The following is a 16262-nucleotide window of genomic DNA, read 5'->3' as shown; positions in this document are numbered from 1 at the left end:
AGGAGAGCAAAATGATGACTGAAAAAGATAACGACAGCCAGGTGGTGCGCCGCAGCGCGGAACAGCGCTATGCCAGCGAGCTGGAACGCTTGAAAGCTGCCGATGCCGATGCGCGGCCGGAGGGATGGCGGCTGTCGCCGCGCGCCGTGCGCCGGTTTATCCTTGGCGACGCGGCGCTGCAGGTGAGCCGCAAGTTCTATGGCGACGACCCGCTGGTCGACCGTGCCATCGTCACCCTGATGGGGCACCAGGGGCTGATGCTGGTGGGGGAGCCGGGCACGGCCAAGTCGCTGCTGTCCGAATTGCTGGCCGCGGCCATCAGCGGCGACTCCGCGCTGGCGATACAGGGAACGGCCGGCACCACCGAAGACCATATCAAGTATTCGTGGAACTATGCCTTGCTGCTGGCCGAAGGGCCGAGCCGGCGCGCGCTGGTGCCGTCGCCGCTGTACCAGGGCATGGAGGCGGGCAAGCTGGTGCGCTTTGAGGAAATCACGCGCTGCGCGCCCGAGATGCAGGATGTGCTCATTTCTCTGATGTCGGAAAAGCAGATGATGATCCCGGAACTGGGCGGCGACGCGCGCGTGCATGCGCGGCGCGGCTTCAACATCATCGCCAGCGCCAACTTGCGTGATCGCGGCGTGCATGAAATGTCGTCGGCGCTGAAGCGCCGCTTCAATTTCGAAACCGTCAAGCCGATCCGCGACCATGGTTTTGAAGTCGAGCTGGTGATGCAGCAGCTGCGGCGGGAGCTGGACGCCATCGGCGCCACCGTCGTTGTCGGGCGCGCGGTCGTCGAACTGCTGGTGACCACGTTCCAGGAACTGCGCGCCGGCCAGACCCGCGAAGGCACGGCCATCAAGACGCCGGAAGCGGTAATGTCGAGCGCCGAGGCGGTCAACCTGGTCTATGCGGCCTCGCTGGAGGCGCTGCATTTCGGCGACGGCACCTTGCGCCCGCGCGAACTGGCCAACCAGCTGCAGGGCGTGGTCCTGAAGGACAATGCCGACGATATCAAGCGCGTGCGCCATTATTTCGACACGGTGGTGCGCGAACGTGGCCGCCGCGACGATTTGTGGAAAAGCTTCGGCGATGCGGCCCGCCAGTTATGGCTGTAGCGCTGCCGGACTTGCCGGCCGGCGTGGCTGCCGCCCGCGCCAGGCTGTTCGAGCATGGCCTGTACTTTGCGCCGCTGCGCCATCATAGCCCGGCGTGCGCCTATGCATTGCAGGCGCTGCTGCGCGAGGTGCGCCCGGCCGCGGTGCTGATCGAGGGGCCGGAAAGCTTCACGGACATGCTGCCCCTGCTGCTGGACGAGCGCACGCGCCCGCCCGTGGCGCTGTTGTGCCAGACGCCGGCGGCAGGCAAGGAGGGCGCGCGCGCGCAATCGGCGTTTTTCCCGTTCTGCGATTACAGCCCCGAATGGGTGGCGCTGCGCGAGGGGGCGGCCATGCAGGCGCAACTGGCTTTCATCGACCTGCCGTGGCAGGCGCGCGCGGACAATCCAGACGCGCAGCCTGATGCCGAGGCGCGCAGCCTGATGGCCGAGCGCTACCTGGCCCACAGCGCTTATCTGAACGCCCTGGCCGCGCGGGCGGGCTGCCGCGACCAGGACGAACTGTGGGATCACCTGTTCGAGGCGCGCTCGCGCGCCGCGCTGGCGGACTGGCGCAGCTTGTTTGGCGACGTGTTTTCGTATTGCGCCATGGCCCGCCTCGATTACGAGCCGGCTGTGCTGGAAGCGGAAGGCAGCCTGCCGCGCGAGCGGCACATGGCGGCGCATATCGCCCGCTGGCGCAAGCAGGTAGACGGCCCCGTGGTGGTGGTCACTGGCGGCTTTCATACGAGCGCGCTGATCGAGCTGCTGGACGCCGGACTCACGCCCGCCAAGCCAGCCGCTGCCGCGGCCAGCTGGCTGATACGCTACAGCTTCGAACGGCTCGACGCCTTGAACGGCTACGGCGCAGGCATGCCGTCGCCCGCCTACTATCAGGCCGTATGGGATGCCTTGCAGTCGTCGGCGGACGTCGATCACCAGCTTGCCGTCGCCGTGGACCAGTTGACCAGGCTGGCCCAGCACAGTCGTGCGCGTGGCTTGCACGAGCGTATCTCCACGGCGGAAGTGCAGGCGGCCATGCTGCAGGCGGCCAGGCTTGCGGCCTTGCGCGGCCATGCGGGGCCGGGACGCCAGGACGTGCTTGACGCCATGCGCTCCTGCTTTGTCAAGGGCGCCGTCGACGACGGCACGCAAGGCTTGTTTGACGACGTGCGGCGCCAGATGACGGGCAGCCGGCTGGGCGACGTGCCGCCGTCTGCCGGCTCGCCGCCGTTGGTGGCCGATGCGCGCGCGGCCGCGCGTCGTCATGGCCTGCGCCTGGATGACGGCGACCAGCGGCTGGCGCGGCTGGATTTGTACCGCAAGGAGCGTCACCGCCGGCGCAGCCGGTTTTTTCATCTGATGCAGTATCTCGATACGGGCCTGGCGCGCTGGCAGGGCGGCCCGGATTTCATGGCCGGCAGCCGGCTGGAATTGCTGTTCGAGGAATGGACGTATGCGTGGACACCGCTGGTCGAAGCGCGCCTGATCGAACTGGCGGCCGATGGCGCTACCCTGGCCGAGGTGGCGCTGGCGCGGCTGCTGCGCGAAGAGCAGGCGCTGGGCGCCGCGGGCCGGGCCCGTTCGGCCGGCAGCGCCGCGGCCCTGCTGGTGCGCGCCTGCCTGGTGGGATTGCATGCGCGTCTGCCCGGCTTGCTGGACCTGTTGTCGCGCCATCTCGATGAGGATGCCGATTTTGCTTCCGTCATCGCCTGCGGCCATGCGCTGGTGACCCTGTGGCGCGCGCGCGAGCCGCTGGACGTGCGCGAGCATCCCGGCGTGCTGGCGCTGATGCGGCGTGTCTGGCCAGCCGCGCTGTTCCTGCTGCCTGGGCTGGCTGACACGGCGATGGACGGGGAAAGCGCGCAAGTGGCGCAGTTGCTGGCTTTGCGCGAATTTGGCCGCGCCGCGTGCAGCGCCTTGCCGGCCGGAGAGGCAGGCCTGGCCTTCGAGGCTGGCGATCTGCACCAGCGCCTGCGGGCCCTGACGGCCACGCGTGGCTGCGCGCCCGGTATCTGCGGCGCTGCCGCCGCGCTGCTATTTCTCGATGGCGCCTGGGGTGAACAGGATGTATCGCGTTTGCTGGAACAGCGCTTCGGCGTCGGCGCCACGCCGCAGGACGCCGTGCGTTTCCTGTCGGGGCTGATGGCTGCCGCACCTGAACTGCTGTTGACGCAGCCGGGACTGCTGCGCAGCTTCAATTCCCTGGTCGGCAGCTGGGACGAGGCCAGCTTCATCCACTATTTGCCCGATTTGCGCCTCGCCTTCACGGGCCTGAAACCGCAGGAGACGAGCGACCTGGCCGAGGCGCTGGCGCTGCTGAACGGCGCTGCGCCGGACGCCTTGCAGGCGCAATTGCATTACGACGTCAGCGAAGGCGAGATGCTGGCGGGCGGCCGCCTGAACGCGGCGCTGGCCGCCTGCCTGGAGCGCGATGCGCTGTCTGGCTGGCTGAATCTTTCATCGGAGAAGCCGCATGGCTGAAAATCTGCCTAATCAGGAGTTGCTGCGCCGCTGGCGCCTGATGCTCGGGCGCTACGCGCAGCCGCTTCAGGGCGAGGACTGGTCCGCCAACGATGGCAAGCTCGATGCCAGCCTCGATTACCTGTATGGCCGCGAGTATGAGCGCAAGGGCATGTTGCGTGCCGGCGGTGGCGGTTCGCTGGATCCCAGCCAGCTGCGCGCCATCGACTGGCTGGCGCAGGCGCGCAAGCTGTTTCCGCAGGATGTGTACGAGCGCGTCCAGGGGCATGCGATCGAGCGCTATGAACTGAGCGGCTTGCTGCGCGACCCGGCCGTGCTGGCCAGCATGGAACCGAATCAGGCGCTGGCGCGCGCCCTGATCGGCATGCGCGGGCGGCTCGGCGCGGAGATGCACGATGCGGTGCGCGCGGTGATACGGCGCGTGGTCGGGGAAATCACCGAGCGCCTGCGCAAGGATTTCGTCAATGCGGTGGTGGGGCGGCGCAACCGCTTTCGCCGCACGCAGATGAAGAGCGCGCAGAACTTCGACTGGCGCGCGACCATTGCCGCCAACCTGAAACACTATGATACGGCCAGTCGCCGCTTGCTGATCGCGCGGCCCGCCTTCAATGCGCGCGTCAAGCGCAGCCTGCCGTGGGACGTCATCCTGTGCGTCGACCAGAGCGCTTCGATGATGGATTCGGTGATCTATGCGGCCGTGGTGGCCGGCATCCTGTCCGGCCTGCCGGCCGTCAATGTGCGGCTGGTGGTGTTCGATACCAGCGTGGTGGACCTGACGCACCTGGCCGCCGACCCGGTCGAGGTGCTGCTGACGGTGCAGCTGGGCGGCGGCACGAATATCGGCCGCGCGGTGCAGTATTGCGAGCAGCTGGTGCGCCATCCGCAGCGCACGGTGCTGGCCCTGATCAGCGATTTCGAGGAGGGCGCTCCGCCGGGGCCGCTGCTGGCGGCGCTCAAGCGCATGGCCGAGTCGCGCGTCACCCTGCTGGGCCTGGCGGCGCTCGACGAGCGCGCGCAGCCTGTGTATGACCATGGCATGGCGCAGCGCCTGGCGGATCAGGGCATGCACGTGGCGGCCTTGACGCCGCAGCACTTTGCGGAATGGCTGGCCGGGGTGATGGGATGAGCTGGCACGCCGTATACCGCAGCTTCGACGACGACAGCCTGGCGACGCTGGCCAACGCTGGCCTGTTGCGCCGCGCCCTGAAAGATATCGAGGCAGGCAAGGTGGGCTGGCAGGGCGACGCTGGCGGCGCCCTGCTTGCCGATGGCCAGCGGGTGCTGCTCGATGCGGGCGGGCCGCGGAAGGGCCGTTGCGATTGTCCTGCGCCCGGCATGTGCAAGCATATCCTGGCCGCTGCCGTATGGCTGCGGGAACTGCCGCAAGACAGTCTCCAGGATGTGCCGCCGGCCAGCGTGCAGGAAGAAGTGCTGGCCCTCGACAGCGCCGCCGTCTGCCAGCAGGCGGGCAAGCCTGCGGTGCGCCAGGCGCTGGCCTGGCTGGCGGAAGGCGATCAGGCGGACGTCACCATCGTCAACGCCAGGCTGCGGATCGAGCTGCCCTTGTTAAAGCTGGACTGCAGCTATCTGCGCGGCGCCGGCGTGGACGCCATGGTATCCGATACGCCGGCCGCCCTGCGCAAGGCCTTGCACCTGTATGCGCTGGCCTGCGTCTGGCGCAAGCATGGCCAGGAGTTTGCCTGGCCGGCAGGCCTGGCGACGGCGCCCGCCGCCCCGGCGCCGGGGTTGAGTACGTCCGAACTGGTGTTCCTGGCCCAGGTACGGCGGCTGCTTGGTGAGCTGTATGACAATGGCTTGTCGCATGCCAGCGCGATTGCCGCCGGCCAGCTGCGCGCGCTGACCATGTCGGCGCGCGGCGAAAACCTGCCCCGTCTTGCCGCCATGTTGCGTGGCCTGGGCGGAACGCTGGACTTGCTCGTGCGCCGCGATTACCAGGCCAGCGAGCGCCAGGCATTTGCAGAGATGGCGGCCATTTGTGCCTTGTGCGCGGCGCTCGAACACGCGCCTGGTCCGCTATTGCCGCGCTTGCGCGGGCAGGCGCGGCGCAGCTTTGACGCGGCCGGTGACGCGCCCCTTGAGCTGCTGCCGCTGGGCGCGTATTGGTGGGAAACACGCGGCGGCGCGCGCGGTCTGACCTTGTCGTTCTGGCAGCATGGCGCGGCAGGCGAGGGACGGATCGTGCAGGCGGTGCTGGCGCGGCCCGACGCCAGCGACCGCTCGTTTACGCGCGACTCGGCATGGGATGCGACCAGCCTGTGGACTGGCGCCGGCAGCGCCCGGCACATTTGCGAGGCGAGCTGGCAACTGGCAGGCGCGTCTTGTGCCGACGATGGGCGGCTCTCCCTGGACAGCCAGGCACGGGCCAGCGCAGCGCCGCTGTGGCCGCTCGACGATGCGCGCTGGCAGCGTCTGGGCTTTGACGACTGGACGGCGCTGGCCGCCTTCATGAGTGGCAACGTCGGCCTGACGCCAGATCCCATCGATTGCGTGGTGCTGCGTCCGGCGGCCGTGGCGCGGCCGCAGCTCGACGAAGTGGGCCAGCGGCTCGATTGGCAAGTGTTCGACACTGGCGGCGCCGTCCTGGGCTTGCAGATTCCGGCACTGCCGGCGCTGCGGCCGCGCATCACGCGGCTGCAGGCGGCAGTGACGGAAGGTGCCGATATCCGGGCCGTGCTGGCCAGCCGTGCGCGTGACGAGTCAGGCGGCTGGCAACCGGTGGCGCTGCTCATCGCCAAGAATGGCAAGCTGCGCGTGGTGTCGCTCGATTTCGAGATCGACGCGGGCAAGCTGTCGTCGGCGCTGGCGCGGTTTTTCAAGAGTTTGGGAGGCGCCAGCCTGGCACCGTCGCTGCCGCAACAAACGTCGGCGGCAGCGCGGGTGCTGGCCCAGGTGCTCGACCTTCTCGCACTGCAGGCGCGTAGCGGGCGGCCGCGCCTGGAAACCGAGCTGGCCGGCGAACTGGCGCAGCACGGCGCCACCTTGCGCGCGCTGGGCCTGGACTTGCCGGCCGGCTTGCTGGCGGCCTACGTCAGCGCGCCGCGCGCGCCTGAAGCCTTGCGCCTGGCGTATGTCTGTACGACGTGCATCGCGCTGGAGGCGGCAGGGTAGGCGCGGCTTGCCGTCAGGGCTGCTGCGCCTGCAGGGCGGCCAGCTCGGCCCTGGCCTTTTCCAGCTTGCCTTCCAGCTTGGCGATCTTCTTCGGCTCCTTGTTCGCTTCCTGGGCCAGGCGCAGCGAACGCTCCGTCTGGTTCACCTTGGCCTGCGCCTTCAGCACCTTCTTGTTATGGCGCTCGACCAGCGCGTTGTCGCGGCAGTGGGCGTTGACTTCGTCGAGCGCGCGCGTCAGGCCCGCGACCTTGTCGTTCAGTCCCTGTTCCTGCGCCTGCTGCAATTCGCTGCGGATGCTTTCGCGCTTGGCGGCGCAGCCGGCCAGCTGGGTGTCTGCGGCGCTGGCACCCACGCAGGCGGCGAGCAGCAGGGTCAAGGCGGTTGTGGTGAGGCGGTTCATGGCATTCCTGTGTCAGTGGTGAGCTTGTGCAATGTAAGCCTGCCGGCCTGACCTGTCAAACTTCGCCTGCCGTGCGCGCCAGTCTGGCATGGCATCGGCTACCATGCGTGTTTTCTTCTTTCCGACGCCGCCGCATGCCCAAGAAATTACTGTTGCTGATCCCTTTGCTATTGCCGCTGCCTGTCCTGGCGCAAACCTCGCCCACCTTGCTCGATCTGCAGTTGATCGCCGTCAAGGCAAGGGCCGATGCGACCAGCCATAGCCCGGAAAGCATGGCCGAATTTGCCGAGACCCGGCGTGCGGCCGAAGCGGGCGACGTGGAGGCGCAGCTGGAACTGGCGCGCATGCTGCAGCTGGGCGTCGGCGCGCCGCAAGACACGGCGCTATCGATGGCCTGGGTGCGCAAGTCGGCCGAAGGCGGCTATGCGCCGGCACAATCGGCTTTGGGGCTGGCCTACACGGTGGGCGGCAAGGTGCCCGTCGACCGCGTGCAGGGACAATATTGGCTGCGCAAGGGCGTGGCGCAGGGCGACGCGCTGGCGCAAACCATCCTGGCGCTGGAATTCATCGATGGCAGCAGCAGTGCCGAAGAACAGGCGCTGGCCATCACATGGCTGAAGAAGGCCGCGCTCGAAGAACACTTTATCCCAGCTTACAACGCGCTCGGCGAACACCTGATGCGCGCAGCCGCCGACGAGCAGGATCGCGGCGAGGCCTTCCGCTGGTATGACAGATCGGCGCGTGAAAAGCAGCCGGCCGGCATGCGCAACCTGGCCCGCGCGCACGAGCTTGGCCTGGGCGTGGCACAGTCGGACAAGCTGGCCCTGGTCTGGTACGAGCGGGCGGCATGGAGCGGCGACTTGCCCGCCATGCGGCGCATGCTCGACGTGTATGTCAAGGGCGAACTGGGACAGCAGGCAAATGCCGAAGACGCCGCCGAATGGCGCGCCAAACTGGCGGAAAGGGAGAAGAAATGAAGACCATCGTAGTGTTATTGACCCTGGCGCTGGCCCAGCCAGTGCTGGCGCAGCAGGAATCCAGCAAAGAACCGCGCCAGCATCCGGCGCTGGCCGAATTCGACATGTCCGGCCTCGATGCCATGCGCGCGACGGTGCAGGCCGTGATCGACCGTCCGGCAGACCTGTCGCCGGAAAAAATCGCCGCCTACGACAAGACGCGCCGCGCCGCGGAAAAGGGCGATGCGGCGGCCCAGCTGGGACTGGCGCAGATGCTGCACCAAGGCGAGGGGACGCCGCGCGACTTTGACGCCGGCCTGGCGTGGATGCGCAAATCGGCCGAAGGCGGCCATGGCCCGGCGCAGGCATTCCTGGGCGTCGCCTATACGTTGGGCCAGGGCGTGGCTGTCGACCGCACGCTGGGCGAATACTGGTCGCGCAAGGGCGCCGCGCAAGGCGTGGAACTGGCCAACTTCACGGTGGCCATGCACTTTGAGAACATCCACAGCAGCGCGGAAGAACAGGCGCACGCGCTGCACTGGCTGAAGTTTTACGCCGAAAACGGCTTTATTCCCGCCTACAATGAAATCGGCTACCGCCTGATGAAGACGGCGCACGATGACGCGCAGCGCAGGGAAGCGTTCGGCTGGTACATGCGGGCGGCCAAGGCGCTCGATCCGCCCGGCTTGAACAATGTCGCCTATTCCTATGAAGTGGGGCAGGGCGTGCCGCAGAGCGACGAGGCGGCGCTGGGCTGGTATGAAATGGCGGCCATCGCGAAAAGCCCGCCGGGCCAGACGGGTTTCGCGCGCCTGCTGGAGCAGGGCCGCGGCGGCCCCACGCGGCAAGGAGCGGCACCCAAACCCCTCGCGTTATATCTGCTGGCGGCGAAACAGGGCGACCTGGAGGCCATCGAACGGCTGGTCAGGGTGTACGATCAGGGCGAGCTGGGACAGGCGGCCGACCAGGCCAAGGCGGCGCTGTGGCGCGAAAAACTCAAGCCGGCCAGGACGCCCTAAGTGGATGAGACGGGGCGGAAACGGCATGCTATCATCATTGTTATCGATAACAATATCATGAGAGACCCATGAATCCCGATTTCCGCTCCAGGCAGATGCTCGAAGGGCATATCCTGCACACGATGCACTTTTATCACCCGCGCGCCATCGATGCGAGCGGCGGCTTTTATCACTTCTTCCTCGACGACGGCACCGTCTACGACGCTGCCACGCGCCACCTGGTCAGCAGCACGCGCTTCATCTTCAATTACGCCATGGCCTACCGCCATTTCGGCGATGACGATTATCAGGCGGCCCTGCGCCATGGCGTGGCCTTTTTGCGCGAGGCGCACCGCGACCCGGCCACGGGCGGCTATGCCTGGCAGCTGAAGTGGCAGGACGGCGCCAAAACGGTGGAAGACGGCGCCAACCACTGCTATGGCCTGGCCTTCGTGCTGCTCGCCTATGCACACGCCCTGCAGGCGGGCATGGCGGAAGCGCGCGTCTATCTGGACGAAACGTTTGAGTTGATGGAGCGGCGTTTCTGGCTGCCCGAACACGGCCTGTACGCGGACGTGGCCAGCGCCGATTGGTCCACGCTGGACGGCTACCGGGGCCAGAACGCCAATATGCACGCGTGCGAAGCCATGCTGGCCGCGTTCGAGGCGACGGGCGAAGCGCGCTACCTGCACCGCGCCGAAACGCTGGCGCACAACATCACGGTGCGCCAGGCGGGCCTGGCCAACGGCATGATCTGGGAACACTACAAGAGCGACTGGGCTATCGACTGGGATTACAACCTGCACGACAAGAGCAATATCTTCCGCCCCTGGGGCTACCAGCCCGGCCACTTCACGGAATGGGCGAAGCTGCTCCTGATCATGGAGCGCCACGCCCGCTTCATGGCCGGTCCGTCCGGCTGGCTGCTGCCGCGCGCGCGCGAACTGTACGACACGGCGCTGGCCAGGGCCTGGGATGGCGCGCATGGCGGCATCCACTACGGTTTCGGTCCGCAGGACGAGATTTGCGACGGCGACAAATACTTCTGGGTGCAGGCGGAAAGCTTCGCCGCCGCCGCCGTGCTGGCCACGCGCACGGGCGACGACGCCTATTGGCGCAGCTACGACAAGATATGGGACTATAGCTGGAAGCACTTCGTCGACCACGAGCACGGCGCCTGGTACCGTATTTTGACGCCCGACAATCAGAAAATCAGCAAGGAGAAAAGCCCCGCCGGCAAGGTCGATTACCACACCATGGGCGCCTGCTATGAAGTGCTGAACGTGCTCAAAGGTGCCGCATGAGCGCCGCTTTCCCTTCCTTTGTGTCGGCCGGCGAGGCGCTGACGGACATGCTGCGCACGGGCGCGGACGCCTGGAGCAGCCAGGTGGGCGGCTCGACCTGGAACGTGGCGCGCGTGATGGCGCGCCTGGGCGTGCCCAGCGCCTTTGCGGGCGCAATCAGCCGCGACGTTTTCGGCGACGCGCTGGCCGCCGCCACGGAAGCGGCGGGCCTGGACATGCGTTTTTTGCAGCGTTATGCGAAGTCGCCGCTGCTGGCCATCGTGCACGAACTGCATCCGCCCAGCTATTATTTCATCGGCGACGACAGCGCCGACCTGCATTTCGACGCGGCGCAACTGCCTGCCGGCTGGATGCAGGACGTGCAGTGGGTGCATTTCGGCGGCATCAGCCTGGCGCGCGAACCGCTGGCGGGCAAGCTGGTGGCGCTGGCGCAGGAACTCAAGGCCGCTGGCGTGAAGATCAGCTATGACCCGAATTTTCGCGTCATGATGGACGAGCGCTACGACGCCACCCTGCGCTGCATGACGGCGCTGGCCGACGTGGTGAAAGTGTCGGACGAGGATCTGGCGGGCCTGTTCCGCCACGGCGACATCGATGGTGCGTTTGCCACGCTGCGCGGCTGGAATCGGCACGCCACCTATTTGTATACGCGTGGCGCGCAGGGCGCCGCCCTGTACCGGGGCGAGCAGGTCTGGCAAGCGGCGCCGCCGCAGATCGAGGTGATCGATTCGGTGGGCGCGGGCGACGCCAGCATCGGCGGCTTGCTGTACAGCCTGATATACCGGCCCGATGCGGACGGCGGCGAGCACTTGCGCTTTGCCGTCGCGGCCGGGGCGGGCGCCTGCCTGGCGGCCGGCGGTTCGCCGCCGTCGGTGGAGCTGGTGGAATCGCTGGCGCAGCGCACGGTGGTGCGCTAAGGGCAGGTCAGCGGGGGCCGCATGCCCCCGTCGACGCCCGCGCCATCAAGGTAAACGCCATCAGGTGATGCGTGGCGGGCGCCGCTTCCCCGGCGCGGCGCTGGCGGATTTCGTCGATGACGAGCTTGACGGCGGCGCGCGCCATGTCGGCGATGGGCTGGTGGATGGTGCTCAGCTCGGGCCAGACGGTGGTGGCGACGGGCGTGTCGTCGAAGCCGCACACGCTCAGTTCCGCCGGCACCTGCAGGCCCATGCCGTGCGCCACGGCCAGGGTGGCGGCCGCCATGTCGTCATTGCTGGCGAAGATGGCGCTGGGGTACGGCTTTTGCGCCAGCAGCCGGCGCGCCGCGTCCAGTCCCGAACGATACGTAAAATAGCCTTGCGCCACGCGCTGCGGCGGCACTTGCATGCCCGCTTCGCGCATGGCGTCCTCGAAGGCCTGGCGGCGCAGCAGGGCGGGCGTGTGCGCCGGATCGCCCTCGATGAAAGCAATGTCGCGGTGGCCCAGCGCGAGCAGGTGGCGCGTCATGGCCAGCGCGCCTTCGTAATCGTCGATGCGCACGGCCGAGACGCCGGGCGAGGGCCGCGCCGTGGCCACGGCGATGGCGGGTATGCCCATGTTGTTCAATTGCGCCAGCACTTCGGGCGAGTCGCACAGGGGCGGCGGCACGAGGATGCCGTCGGCGCCGGCCGCCACCAGGCAGTCGATGGCGCTGCGCTGGCTGGCCAGATCGCCGCAGCGCTCGAGCAGCAGCTGGCCGCTGCCCTGGCGGCACTGGTCCATGGCGCCAACCAAAAATTCGCTGAGGAAGGCCGCGCTGGGATTGCTGTACAGCAATCCGATGCGCAGGGTGCCCGTGCGGGCGGCCCGCGCGGCCAGGTTGGGCTGGTAGCGCAGGGCGGCAATCGCCGACTCGACCTTGTCGCGCGTGGCCGCGCTGACGCTGGCGCGCCCGTTGATGACGCGCGACACCGTCATGGCCGACACGCCGGCCAGGCGCGCCACATCGTGCACGGTGGCGCCGCTGGCGGTATCAAGGGCGGCGGGCGCCGCCTTATTCGAGGTGGCCACCGAATTTCAGCTTGCCGCTGATGCGCATGCCGTGCAATTGCCCTTCTTCCAGTTCAGCCGCACTGGTGCGCTGCGCCGTGTCGCGCCGCGCCAGTCCCACCGACAGGATATCGAGCATCATCAGCTGCAGCAAACGCACGATCATCGGCACGAAATTGAGGTTGCCTTCCGGGTGGTTCAGGGTCAGCAGCACGTCGGCCAGCTTGGCCAGCGGCGAGCCGCTGGCCGTGATCGCCAGCACGCGCGCGCCGCAGGCCTGCGCCACCTTGACGGTGCGCAGCAGCTCGGGCAGGGCGCCGGAGCGCGAAATGACCAGCGCCACGTCGCCCGGCTTGAGCATGGCGGCGCTCATTTCCTGCGCCTGCGGATCGGTGAAGAAGCTGCTGACGATGCCCAGGTTGAGCAGTTTCTGCTGCATGTCGTCGGCCACCACGCGGGCGCTGCCGACAGCGAGCAATTCCACGCGCTGCGCGCCGCGCAGCAGCTCGATGGCGGCCGTCAGCGCCTTCACGTCGAGCATGTCGCGCAGGGCCAGCGCGGCCGAGGCGTTATTGCCCAGCACCTTGCGCGCCAGCTCGGCGTCGGAGTCGGAAATCTCCACGTGGCAGTGGGCTACCGTGATGGCGCCGCCCGTCAGGCCGGAAGCGAGCTTCAGCTTGAAGTCGGCCAGGCCCTGCACGCCGATCGAGCGGCAAAAGCGCATCACGGTGGGCTGGCTGACGCCGACGCGCTGGGCGATTTCGGCGATCGGCAGGGTGAGCATGGCGTTCGGCTCCTTCAGCACCCAGTCGGCCACCTTGCATTCGGAAGGGCTCATGCGGCCGCGCGCCTGGCGCACGGATTCGAGCACGGGCGCGCCGGAATGGGCGCGCTTGAGCTTTTGCGCCAGGATGGCGGCGATGCCCAGAAAAGTGGGCAGTTCGGCCGTGATCAAAAAGGTGGGAATCTGCGCCAGGTATTCGTTCAGGCGGCCCTTTTGCTCGAAGCGGGCGCGGAACTGCGACTGTTCGAACAAAGGGCCCAGGCGCGGCACGATGCCGCCGCCGATATAGATGCCGCCCAGCGCACCGAGCGTCATGGCCACGTTGCCGGCGATGGAGCCGAGGATGGCGCAGAAGCAGTCGACCGCTTCCAGGCACACGTCGCATTCATTGTTCAGGGCGCGGCTGGTGATGTCGGCCGCCAGCAGCGGCGGCGCATCCATCACGCCGGCGCGCTCGGACAGGGCGCGGTAGATCAGTTCCAGCCCGCGTCCGGAGGCAAGACGCTCGGCCGAGACGTGCGACAGTTCGCGCCAGGCGAAGGACAGCACGTCCATCTCGCGCTGGTCGCAGGGGGCGAAGCTGACATGGCCCCCTTCGCTGCCCAGCGCGATCCAGCGGTCTTCGGCCGGGATCATGCCCGACACGCCCAGGCCCGTGCCCGAACCGAGCAGGCCGATGACGCTGTCGGCGCGCGCCATGCCGCCGCCGATCTGCTGGCGCTGGTCCGGCCGCAGGTAGGGCAGGGCCATGGCCAGCGCCGTGAAGTCGTTTACCACCAGAAGCGTATCGAGGCCCAGGGCTTCGCGCATGGCCTCGATCGAGAAGAACCAGTGGTGGTTCATCATGCGGATATTGTCGTCGTCGATGGGATTGGCGATGGCGATGGCCGCATGGCGCACGCGCGCCGAACCGGCGGCGCGCGCGTCGGCGCTGTCCATGTAGGCGCGGATGGCGTCGAGCAGCGAGGCGTAGTCGTCGCAGGGCAGCACGGCCACCGCTTCCAGGTGGCCCTGGCGCGTCTCGAGCACGAAGCGGGCATTGGTGCCGCCGATGTCGGCCAGCAGGCGCGGTCCGTCGCTGAAGCGCTCCGCCGGGTCGCTGCCTGCTACTTCCATTTTTTCATCAATTTTCATGGCGGTGCTTTATCTCGTATGCGTGCGCGGTCGTGGCGGCGCACTGTCGTTATGGGCAAAAACCAAGGATTTTAATTCGTATACGTCCTGCGTGCCGAAAAATGCAACTCCGCCTTGCGGATGCTCATGCATCAGGTCAAAAGCGGACACATCACCATGAAAAGCGGTGGCTTGAAACGGCAAATAAGAGCGCCAATAAAGTGTCGCAGACTAGTCGTAGGATTACAACATAATATGTTGATATTTGTTCGTAGTATAGTTACTATGTCCCTGCTGGAAAGAATTCTGGCCAGTACATTCGGCCACGAATGACTAGATAAAAAATAACTACTGAGGAGACTTACCATGCTGCATCGCAACATGTTGAAGGCTGTGTTGAAAGCACTGCCAGCTGCCATCGTCGTAGCCATCGCCAGCGGTTCCGCCGCAGCCGGCCCCATGTACCCTGGCGACGCGGAAGGCTTCCACGGCTACCTGCGCGCCGGCGCCGGCAGCACCACCGCCGACGGCGGCGGCCCGCAAAGCTGCTATGGCCTGGGCGGCAATACCATGAAATATCGTCTGGGCAATGAGTGCGACGCCTACACGTAATTCGGCTACACCAAGGCCATCGCCAAGTCCGGCGACGTCAGCTACCTGGCCACCATCTGGGTCAACGCCTACGCGCCGACCTCCGATTTCGGCGACCGCAAGCTGGGCATCGTCAAGGCCTACGTGGAAGCGCAGGGACTGGACTTCCTGAGCGGCGGCACGGCCTGGGTCGGCAAGCGTTTCTACTACCGTCCCGACATCCACATGCTGGACTTGCAGTACATCAACATGAACGGCACGGGCGCCGGCCTGGACCGCATTCCCGTGGGTCCGGGCNCCGCCGCAGCCGGCCCCATGTACCCTGGCGACGCGGAAGGCTTCCACGGCTACCTGCGCGCCGGCGCCGGCAGCACCACCGCCGACGGCGGCGGCCCGCAAAGCTGCTATGGCCTGGGCGGCAATACCATGAAATATCGTCTGGGCAATGAGTGCGACGCCTACACGGAATTCGGCTACACCAAGGCCATCGCCAAGTCCGGCGACGTCAGCTACCTGGCCACCATCTGGGTCAACGCCTACGCGCCGACCTCCGATTTCGGCGACCGCAAGCTGGGCATCGTCAAGGCCTACGTGGAAGCGCAGGGACTGGACTTCCTGAGTGGCGGCACGGCCTGGGTCGGCAAGCGTTTCTACTACCGTCCCGACATCCACATGCTGGACTTGCAGTACATCAACATGAACGGCACGGGCGCCGGCCTGGACCGCATTCCCGTGGGTCCGGGCAAGCTGTCGTACGCCTTCTTCAAGGATAACGACGTGCGCAACGTGAACCCCGTCACCAACGCGGTGGGCACCACGTCGGCCGTGCGCCAGAACCTGATCTACGGCGACATTCCCGTAAACCAGGACGGCTTGCTCGACATCGCCGCCACCTACATCATCGGCCAGGGCAAGGACAACGACGGCTACGGTCCGAAACACAAYGGCTGGCAGCTGTCGGCCTTCCACCGTCAAGGCAAGGTATTCGGCGGCTCGAACACCTTCGGCGTGCAGTACGGCGTCGGCCCCGGCGTGGGCGGTTCCGGCAACGGCCAGATGGGCGCCTCGGGCAGCACCTCGTTCGGTTCGGACGTCAAGCGCACGCGCATCTTCAACGACATGGCGGTGCAGCCGATGGACAACTTCGGCATGGAATTCGTTGCCCTGTGGCAAAAAGACGAGTCGAACGCCAGCGGTTCCTCGACCTGGACCTCGGTCGGCGTGCGTCCTGTGTATGCGTTCACCAACAACTTCAAGCTGGTGACGGAACTGGGCACGGACCGCGTGACGCAGGCGGGCGGCCTGCCGGCCAAGCGCCTGACCAAGCTGACCATCGCGCCGACGATCTCGGCCGGTCCCGGCCTGTGGTCGCGTCCTGAACTGCGCGCTTTCGTGACCTATGGCAAATGGAACGATGCGGCCACCGCCTCGGTCAACGC

At 67.2% G+C, this 16262-nt stretch carries 12 protein-coding genes and 1 pseudogene; 10 read left to right on the top strand and 3 right to left on the bottom strand.

The features are described from left to right. Nucleotides 1-11: 11 nt before the first annotated feature. Genes CBW50_RS20105 through CBW50_RS20090 form a run of 4 tightly spaced genes read left to right on the top strand, consistent with a single transcriptional unit; the run spans nt 12 to nt 6709 of the window. Nucleotides 12-1118 (top strand): AAA family ATPase, encoded by a 1107-nt coding sequence (locus CBW50_RS20105; RefSeq protein ID WP_086147190.1) that lies wholly within the window; start codon nt 12-14, stop codon nt 1116-1118. Continuing rightward, on the top strand, nt 1109-3580 hold the full coding sequence (locus CBW50_RS20100) for a DUF5682 family protein (RefSeq protein WP_086147189.1): 2472 nt from the start codon (nt 1109-1111) through the stop codon (nt 3578-3580). Before CBW50_RS20105 ends, CBW50_RS20100 begins: the two co-directional genes overlap by 10 nt. Then, nucleotides 3573-4706 carry a VWA domain-containing protein gene (locus CBW50_RS20095; RefSeq protein ID WP_172404832.1) on the top strand — a complete coding sequence of 378 codons (1134 nt, stop codon included), beginning with the start codon at nt 3573-3575 and terminating at the stop codon, nt 4704-4706. The genes CBW50_RS20100 and CBW50_RS20095 overlap by 8 nt, the downstream gene beginning before the upstream one ends. Further along, a complete protein-coding gene (locus CBW50_RS20090) occupies nt 4703-6709 on the top strand; it encodes an SWIM zinc finger family protein (RefSeq protein ID WP_086147188.1) in 2007 nt (668 codons plus the stop codon). Before CBW50_RS20095 ends, CBW50_RS20090 begins: the two co-directional genes overlap by 4 nt. Nucleotides 6710-6722: 13 nt before the next feature. On the opposite strand, the gene CBW50_RS20085 is transcribed toward CBW50_RS20090, so the two are convergent. Continuing rightward, nucleotides 6723-7109 (bottom strand): DUF1090 family protein, encoded by a 387-nt coding sequence (locus CBW50_RS20085; protein WP_086147187.1) that lies wholly within the window; start codon nt 7107-7109, stop codon nt 6723-6725. A 134-nt stretch (nt 7110-7243) separates the two neighbouring features. Between CBW50_RS20085 and CBW50_RS20080 the strand changes: the two genes are divergently transcribed. From CBW50_RS20080 to CBW50_RS20065, 4 genes are all read left to right on the top strand, one after another. Next, a complete protein-coding gene (locus CBW50_RS20080; protein ID WP_086147186.1) occupies nt 7244-8086 on the top strand; it encodes a tetratricopeptide repeat protein in 843 nt (280 codons plus the stop codon). Beyond that, nucleotides 8083-9084, top strand: coding sequence for a tetratricopeptide repeat protein (locus CBW50_RS20075; protein WP_172404831.1), 1002 nt, complete (start codon nt 8083-8085; stop codon nt 9082-9084). Before CBW50_RS20080 ends, CBW50_RS20075 begins: the two co-directional genes overlap by 4 nt. A gap of 68 nt (nt 9085-9152) precedes the next feature. Then, nucleotides 9153-10367: an AGE family epimerase/isomerase gene (locus CBW50_RS20070; protein WP_086147184.1), complete on the top strand. Its 1215-nt coding sequence runs from the start codon at nt 9153-9155 to the stop codon at nt 10365-10367. After that, nucleotides 10364-11284: a carbohydrate kinase gene (locus CBW50_RS20065; RefSeq protein ID WP_086147183.1), complete on the top strand. Its 921-nt coding sequence runs from the start codon at nt 10364-10366 to the stop codon at nt 11282-11284. Before CBW50_RS20070 ends, CBW50_RS20065 begins: the two co-directional genes overlap by 4 nt. A gap of 7 nt (nt 11285-11291) precedes the next feature. On the opposite strand, the gene CBW50_RS20060 is transcribed toward CBW50_RS20065, so the two are convergent. Together CBW50_RS20060 and CBW50_RS20055 are read right to left on the bottom strand one after the other, a co-directional pair. Further along, nucleotides 11292-12356 carry a LacI family DNA-binding transcriptional regulator gene (locus CBW50_RS20060; protein ID WP_086147182.1) on the bottom strand — a complete coding sequence of 355 codons (1065 nt, stop codon included), beginning with the start codon at nt 12354-12356 and terminating at the stop codon, nt 11292-11294. Next, nucleotides 12340-14253, bottom strand: coding sequence for a glucokinase (locus CBW50_RS20055; RefSeq protein WP_086147181.1), 1914 nt, complete (start codon nt 14251-14253; stop codon nt 12340-12342). The genes CBW50_RS20060 and CBW50_RS20055 overlap by 17 nt, the downstream gene beginning before the upstream one ends. Before the next feature lie 345 nt (nt 14254-14598). On the opposite strand from CBW50_RS20055, the pseudogene CBW50_RS30030 reads away from it, so the two are divergent. Together CBW50_RS30030 and CBW50_RS20045 are read left to right on the top strand one after the other, a co-directional pair. Beyond that, nucleotides 14599-15066, top strand: a pseudogene (locus tag CBW50_RS30030) (carbohydrate porin); the annotation flags it as partial. Then, nucleotides 15049-16262, top strand: a 1214-nt coding sequence (locus tag CBW50_RS20045; protein ID WP_086147224.1) for a carbohydrate porin, incomplete at its 3' end; no start/stop codon positions are given. The pseudogene CBW50_RS30030 and the gene CBW50_RS20045, both read left to right, overlap by 18 nt.

Source organism: Janthinobacterium sp. GW458P, assembly GCF_002127585.1.
Taxonomy (GTDB): domain Bacteria; phylum Pseudomonadota; class Gammaproteobacteria; order Burkholderiales; family Burkholderiaceae_D; genus Janthinobacterium.
This window is presented reverse-complemented; position numbering and strand designations above follow the sequence as displayed.

What these genes read in the sequence shown, in the direction of transcription:
- CBW50_RS20105 (WP_086147190.1), top strand. Translation starts at nt 12, where the DNA reads ATGATGACTGAAAAAGATAACGACAGCCAGGTGGTGCGCCGCAGCGCG.
- CBW50_RS20100 (WP_086147189.1), top strand. Translation starts at nt 1,109, where the DNA reads ATGGCTGTAGCGCTGCCGGACTTGCCGGCCGGCGTGGCTGCCGCCCGC.
- CBW50_RS20095 (WP_172404832.1), top strand. Translation starts at nt 3,573, where the DNA reads ATGGCTGAAAATCTGCCTAATCAGGAGTTGCTGCGCCGCTGGCGCCTG.
- CBW50_RS20090 (WP_086147188.1), top strand. Translation starts at nt 4,703, where the DNA reads ATGAGCTGGCACGCCGTATACCGCAGCTTCGACGACGACAGCCTGGCG.
- CBW50_RS20085 (WP_086147187.1), bottom strand. Translation starts at nt 7,109, where the DNA reads ATGAACCGCCTCACCACAACCGCCTTGACCCTGCTGCTCGCCGCCTGC.
- CBW50_RS20080 (WP_086147186.1), top strand. Translation starts at nt 7,244, where the DNA reads ATGCCCAAGAAATTACTGTTGCTGATCCCTTTGCTATTGCCGCTGCCT.
- CBW50_RS20075 (WP_172404831.1), top strand. Translation starts at nt 8,083, where the DNA reads ATGAAGACCATCGTAGTGTTATTGACCCTGGCGCTGGCCCAGCCAGTG.
- CBW50_RS20070 (WP_086147184.1), top strand. Translation starts at nt 9,153, where the DNA reads ATGAATCCCGATTTCCGCTCCAGGCAGATGCTCGAAGGGCATATCCTG.
- CBW50_RS20065 (WP_086147183.1), top strand. Translation starts at nt 10,364, where the DNA reads ATGAGCGCCGCTTTCCCTTCCTTTGTGTCGGCCGGCGAGGCGCTGACG.
- CBW50_RS20055 (WP_086147181.1), bottom strand. Translation starts at nt 14,253, where the DNA reads ATGAAAATTGATGAAAAAATGGAAGTAGCAGGCAGCGACCCGGCGGAG.